Raw genomic sequence first — 6,823 nt, forward strand, 5'->3', positions numbered from 1 at the left:
ATCTCGGGACGATCAACCTCAGGGCGGCGGCGGAAGTCCTCTTCGGCATACAGCCGAATCACGCGGCCGGGCGCGGTGCGTCCTGCGCGCCCGGCGCGCTGCTTTGCGCTGGCCTGGCTGACGCGCTGTACTTCAAGAATAGGAAGCCCCGTCCAGTGTGAGTGACCGGCGATACGAGCCAGGCCGCTGTCGACGACGGCAGTCACACCTTCCACCGTCACCGAGCTCTCGGCAACATTCGTGGAGACGATGATCTTCTGCTTCGACGCCTTCTGCACAGCCATGTCCTGCTCGGCGGGAGAGAGCTCGCCATAGAGCGGAGCCAGCAGCATGCCTCTTCGGCGCGCGATGGGCTCAATCTCGCGAATAGCACGACGGATCTCGGCAACACCCGGCAAAAAGACCAGCGTATCTCCGGTCTCTCCCTCGGAGAGAAGTGTCTCCACCGCGCGAGCGACCTGCTGCTCCAACGGAGCGGTGGAGTAGCCCGCGTAATCAAGCTGCAGTGGAAAGGCACGGCCTTCGCTGCGCACGATCGGGCAGTTATCCAGATACTGAGCAATCGGCGCGGCATCCAGCGTGGCCGACATGACGATGATCTTCAGGTCTGGACGTGTCGTCACCTGCAACCGCCGCAACAGCCCCAAGGCCAGATCGCCATCAAGATGCCGCTCATGGAACTCATCCAGTACAACGGCGCTGACACCCTTGAGCATCGTGTCCGAGAGCAGGCGGCGTGTCAGCACACCTTCGGTGACAAAACGCAGCCGCGTCCGCGGGCCGGAGACCTCTTCGAAGCGCACCTGGTAGCCGACCGTCTCTCCGACCTGCTCGCCCATCTCCTGGGCGACACGACGTGCGGCCATACGAGCCGCAATACGCCGCGGCTCGAGAACGATGACTTCGCCTGGAAGAATCTTAAGCAGCGCCGGAGGCACGCGGGTCGTCTTACCCGCGCCCGGAGCCGCTTCAATCACAAGAGAAGGCGTTGCGAGGAGATGCTGGACAACTTCCGGCAGGATGAGATCGACCGGAAGCTGTTTTGAAACGTTCACATCTCCATCGCAACACGCGGTGAGTCGAGCGTCAAATGGCAGTTATGCCATCTCGAAAACGATCTTCCCGCCCTTAGCTAGAGCGGCGTGTTCGAAGGTCAGTCCCTCGTGCTTTTCGCCGTTGAAGGTAATGCTCTTCACGATCGCCGCGTCGGCTGAGCTGCGCTTGGTCTCGATGGTCAGTGTCTTGCCGTTGCCTACCTCGAGCGTCGCGCGGTCGAAGAGCGGCGTGCCGACATCCCAGGTCGCGCTTACAGGATCGACCGGATAGATACCCAGAGCACTCAGCACATACCAGGCAGACATCTGGCCGCAGTCTTCGTTGCCCTGCATGCCGTTTGGCTTGTTGTCGTACATCGTCTCCATCAGGCTGCGGAGACGTTTCTGTGCCTTCTCCGGAACGCCCGCGTAGTTGTAGAGATACACGATGTGATGGCTGGGCTCATTGCCGTGAGCGTACTGACCAACAAGTCCGGCGACATCGGGCGGCATGTCCGGCGGCTGCGTGGAGTCTGCCGAGAACAGGTCATCGAGCTTCTTCTCAAGAGCCTGCTTGCCACCCATCAGCTCTGCCAGGCCATTGGGATCGTGCTGCACGCTGAAGGTGGTAACCCAGGCGTTGGACTCGGTGTAGTCGCGCCACTTGCGCGAGACGCTGATCGCGTTCGGAGCAAACGGACCGGCCCAGCGGCCATCGGTATACTTCGGACGGATGAAGCCGGTCTCCTTGTCGTAGAGATTGCGGTAGTTCTTTGAACGCTTGTGCAACTGCTCCGACTCCTGCTGCTCACCTGCAGCCTTCGCAATGGCCGCAACGGCGGAGTCGTCGTAGGCGTAGTCCATCGTCTTGGAGGCGTTCTCTTCCTCGACATCGCAGGGGATGTAACCGTACTTGCGATACGCTCCAAGGCCGCGATAGTCATCGACCATCGCGCGCTTGCGGAAGACCTTGTAGGCAGCCTTGGCGTCGATGCCCTGGAAGCCCTTTACCAGCGCCTCAGCCACAACCGGAGCCGAGTGATAGCCGACCATGCAGAAGGTCTCCTTCTGCTGCAGCGGCCAGATGGGCACGCCGCCCGGGCTCTGCTCCGCTTCGCGGATCAGGCAATTGACCAGGTCGGGCACCTTCTCCGGAGCGATCAGCGTGTAGAGCGGATGCAGCGCGCGGTAGGTATCCCACAGCGAGAAGGTGGAGTAGTTGTGCAGCCCCGCGGGCAGATCGTGCACCTTGCCGTCCATGCCCGCGTACTTGCCGGTCACGTCGTCAAAGAGCGTTGGCGCCAGCATGGTGTGATACAGGCCGGTGTAGAAGATCTCCTTGTGCCGGGTGTTCTCCGTCTCCACCTGAATGGCGCCGAGCGCCTGCTGCCACGCCTGGTGCGCCTTGTGCTGCACCGCATCGAAGTCCCAGTGCGGAACCTCGGCCTTCAGGTTCGCCAGCGCGCCCTCGGTGCTGATGCCGGAGATGCCCGTCTTGACTAGGATCTTCTCCCCTGCCGTGGTATGGAAGTGCGCCACAACCTTCAGGCGCGGCTCGTTGGAGGTCTCTCCTTGCACCAGCTTGTCATCGGCAAAGATCTGGATCGAGTCCGCGGGACGGGAGAACTCCATGGCGAAGTAGATCTCGCGTCCGGGAGACCAGAGCTGCGTGCTGCGTCCGCCAGTCAACATGCGGCGGCCTTCCACCTTCACCTTCGCCCAATTGACCTTCTGCGGATTGCCTTCGATCAGATGCGTCATGTCGAGCATGATCGTCGCGGACTTTGACTCCGGGAAGGTATAGCGGTGGACGCCGCAACGCTCGGTCGCTGAGAGCTCAGTGAAGATACCGGAATCCTTCAGCTTGACGCTGTAATACCCCGGACGAGAAACCTCTTCGTCATGCGAGAAGCTCTGCTGATACTCCGACGGCGCCAGCTTTACCGCTCCGACCCGCGGCACGACCAGGAAGTCGAGCAGGTCGGCAGCGCCCGTACCGCTGAGATGGGTGTGGCTGAAGCCGAGGATGGTCTTGTCGTCCCAGTGATATCCGGAGCAGTGATCCCAACCCTTTACACCGGTATCGGGGCTGAGCTGCACAGCTCCCCATGGCATAGTTGCGCCGGGATAGGTATGTCCGTGACCGCCGGTACCGATGGCGATCTTCACATATTTGGTCACATCGCTGGAGGCGGGTGACTTCGCAAAAGCTGCAAGGGGGAGAGCGTCGGCTACCGCCAGACCAGCGGAGACCGCGGACAGAGAACCAAGAAAGCTACGCCGTGTGATCACGGCTAGAACTTTATCAAGAGTGTCCCTGTCCGCGCATCCTCACTTTGTCCTAGGGGCAGCGGCGGTGGGCTCCGCCTCAGGCTTCAGAACCTGCGTCAACACATGCCCCACCGAGGCGGATGGCTGATTAATGCGCAGCAGCGAAGCAAAGGTCGCAGCGATGTCCACCGGCGCGACGCGGTCGTGATACGTGCCCGGAATGAACGCCGAACCGTAGAAATCCAGCGGCACGTGACGGTCATACGAGTACGGCGCATAGTGCGTTGTGCCCGTCGCCGCACCCGGAAGCTGGTACTCGCCGAAGAGCGCAAAGACCTGCCATCCGCCATTCGGCGAGTAGCTGTGCTGCAGCAGACGGCCGAGATCGTTGTTCGGCAGATCTCCCGAGGCCATCTGTGCCTTCGTGAACACGCGGCGCACCATCGGCTTCGATGCCGGCTTTGAGCCCGGCAGGCCAGGCTGTGTCTTCGCCATCACCTCAGGCAGCATAGCCGCAACCATGTTTTCGGCATCGGCCTCAGACATATGCAGCTTCTCCCACACACGCTGATCCAGCGGGAAGTAGGCGTATTCCCCGCCCTGCAGCAGGAACTTCTGCGGATTGCCCGGGGAGAGCTTCTTCGTCAGCTCTTCGTTCATGGCATCGATCAGACCGGCGTAGGAAAACGTATTTGCCGGCATGCCGAGCTTCTGCGTCTCACCAACCGCCGGAGCGACACCATGATCGCCCGACATGGCCACCCAGACATTCGCCATGCCACCGTCGACATGCGTATTCAACCAGGTGAAGAACTTGTCCAGCTCTATATCAGCTCCATCCAGGAGGGCACGTTGCTTGGGATCGTTCGGCCCGACAGCATGTCCGAGGATATCGGTTGACGACAGGCTGATCGTCACCATATCGGTGACCGGATGCTTGCCGAGCTGCTCGGCATCGATGAGAGTCTCTGCGAACTCGAGCTCGTAGCGGATACCCGCCGGGGTCGCGCCAACCTCGTTATAGAAGTTCTGTCCCTTGCCGCCGACCTCTTTGGCCGCCGCCTCAGCCTTGCCGCTGGCATTGAACTTCGCGACATAGGCCGGCAGATCGTTCATCCAGTAGGTCGAGGTTATAAAGTGGCCGGACTTTTGATCAATCCAGAAGGCGCCCTGCGTAGCATGCCCCGAGGTCAGAATCGCAGCGCGGTCTTTCAGCGAGATGCCGAAGACCTTCGCCTCACCATGTGTCGCCAGCACAATCTCATCGCCGAGAGTGGAAGCCATCAGGTTCCGCGGTGACTGACCGGGAGTAATGGTCGCTCCGGCAGGCGCTCCGACGACCTTGTAGTCGTCGTCATCCACCGAAGAGTAGACATGCTCCGTCGAACGCGAGAAATCCCACCACTGGTTGGCCTGGATACCATGACCATCCGTATAGGCTCCGGTACCGATGGTCGAGTGGCCGGGAGCCGTGTGGGTATTGGCGTAGTCGTAGTAGCAATCGGTAAAGTGCGCGCCCTTCTTCAGGAAGAGATTGAAGCCGTTCGCGGTTTTGAAGTCGTCGCGATACCGGTCAAGATAATCGCCGCGCATCTGGTCCAGAACCAGAATGACAACCAGCTTCGGTTTTGCGTGATACTCATCGGCCACCGCCGAGACACATGCCGCCGCCATCGCAGCGGCCGCTACAGCCTTCCCCAACAAACGCATCCTAGGATTTTCCTCTCGTAGAAAGCATACATAGAAAACAAAAGCGGCAGACGTTTGTCACGTCTGCCGCCGGTTAAGTGCCTCTCGTCTAGTAGAGAATCTTCAAGCCGAATTGGACAATACGGGGCTCGAAGGTGCTTGATACCACGCCGCCGCTGGAAGGGGCGCCGCCCAGGGTGCCACCCAGACCACCGGAAGGCAGGTAGAGGTTAGTGTGATTGAAGATGTTGTAGAACTCCGTGCGGAACTCAGCCTTCAGGCTTTCGATCGGCGTGGAGAACTTCTTGTTCACCGCGAGTGTCGTCTCGTAGAAGGCAGGCGTACGGCCCGGGTTACGCGACGCATTGCCAAACGGGCTGAGCAGGTTGTTTGCGGAGTCGCGGGTCGCCGGCAGCGCAAAGGCGGCCAGGTTTACGTACTGCACATAACCGGTGCCCGCCGCACGAACAGAACGTCCCTGCGTGACTGGAGTTCCGGCGACACGGTTCGGACGATAGAGATTCGCACCGCGGTAGCTGGCGCCAATCTGCGGCGAAACGGCTGTCGCCGAGTTCGGTGTATAGGTCAGGTTGAATGGTGTACCCGCCTGCAGGGTATTGATAGCGCTCAACTGCCATCCACCCAGAACCGAATCGACGAAACCGTTGGTCTTGTTCATCCAACGGCGGCCGCGACCCCACGGAAGCTCGTAGACCAGGCTGGTGACGTTCGATACCGGAAGGTTGTAGTCGGATTGAGAGTAATCCGCGCGGATGTTGTTGGCATCCTGCGGCGAAGGCGTGTTGCCTTCGAGCGAGGCGCTGGCGTTATCGAGGGAGTGCTGCCAGGTGAAGGAGTTCAGCAGCGTCAGGCCGCCGGTCGCACGCTGCTCATACCGCACCTGCAGCGCGTTGTAGTTCGACATGAACTCGTTCAGCGCTGTGGTGATATCGCTGGGCCAGTTTCCATAGGGACGGGCAAAGTTTTGTGACGGATTCTTCTGATTGCCGTTCAGGAAGCCCTGCAGCTTCAGGCCGTGGTTGCCCACGTAGGCGACGTCCAGCAGGATGTTCTTGRCCAACTGCTGCTGCACGCTGAGGAAGTAGCTCTCCACGTAGGCGTCACGCGTGTTGCGCGGAACCCAGGTAATGTTGTCCGTTGCCTTGTTGAACTGTGTCACCAGCGTTGAGGGGAAACCCTGCTCCGCACGCACGTAGCAGGAGGTATCGGGAGCACCCGCCGGGCACTGATTCGTCGTGCTCGGTGTTGACTGTGCCACAGCGACAAATAACGCCTGGGGCGCATTGATGCCCGTGATGTTACCCGAGCCCGCACGCCAGTAGTGAACGTAGCTCATGCCAAAGCCGCCGCGGATCGCCGTCTTCGAAGTAGCCGCATATGAGAAGCCGACGCGGGGTCCAAAGTCATTCAGATCCGGATCCATCAGAGTCTTACCGTAGACACCGCCGGAGCCAGGCAGCTTCGTGATGCCGTTTCCGGTCACTGCTCCCGGGGAAAGGGTCAACACGGTCTGCGAGGTGGGATCAAAGTTGGAGATGTAGTTGTTCTGCTCTGAGTAAGGCGAGCCGTACTCCCAGCGCAGACCAAGATTCAGCGTGAGGCGATTGTTCACCTTCCAGTCATCCTGGGCATACCAGTTGTGCATGCTCTGGCGCAGGTGAACAACGAAGTAGTTGGCGAGCTGATAGGCGCTGGTGGTGCCGAAGAGGAAATCAGCCCAGTAGGTATCGGAGACGGCAGCCGTAGACGCCGCTCCACCGCTGCTGTTCAAACCGCAGAGGCTGGCATTGATCGACGGGGTGCAGAGG

At 60.4% G+C, this 6,823-nt stretch carries 4 protein-coding genes; all 4 read right to left on the minus strand.

Annotation, left to right across the window (positions count from 1 at the left end; all coding sequences use genetic code 11):
• Positions 1–1,055, minus strand: a 1,055-nt coding sequence (locus AB4043_RS09550; protein WP_442306944.1) for a helicase-related protein, incomplete at its 3' end; no start/stop codon positions are given.
• 42 nt (positions 1,056–1,097) lie between these two features.
• Positions 1,098–3,326, minus strand: coding sequence for a GH92 family glycosyl hydrolase (locus tag AB4043_RS09555; protein WP_442299233.1), 2,229 nt, complete (start codon positions 3,324–3,326; stop codon positions 1,098–1,100).
• 39 nt (positions 3,327–3,365) lie between these two features.
• On the minus strand, positions 3,366–5,015 hold the full coding sequence (locus AB4043_RS09560) for an alkaline phosphatase family protein (protein ID WP_442299232.1): 1,650 nt from the start codon (positions 5,013–5,015) through the stop codon (positions 3,366–3,368).
• An 88-nt stretch (positions 5,016–5,103) separates the two neighbouring features.
• The coding region (locus AB4043_RS09565) for a TonB-dependent receptor domain-containing protein (protein WP_442306945.1) at positions 5,104–6,823 on the minus strand (1,720 nt) is incomplete at its 5' end.

Origin of the sequence: Terriglobus sp. YAF25 (assembly GCF_052113305.1) — a bacterium.
GTDB lineage: Bacteria > Acidobacteriota > Terriglobia > Terriglobales > Acidobacteriaceae > Terriglobus.

Coding starts and splice junctions, on each gene's coding strand:
- AB4043_RS09560 (WP_442299232.1), bottom strand. CDS start 5,015: ATGCGTTTGTTGGGGAAGGCTGTAGCGGCCGCTGCGATGGCGGCGGCA.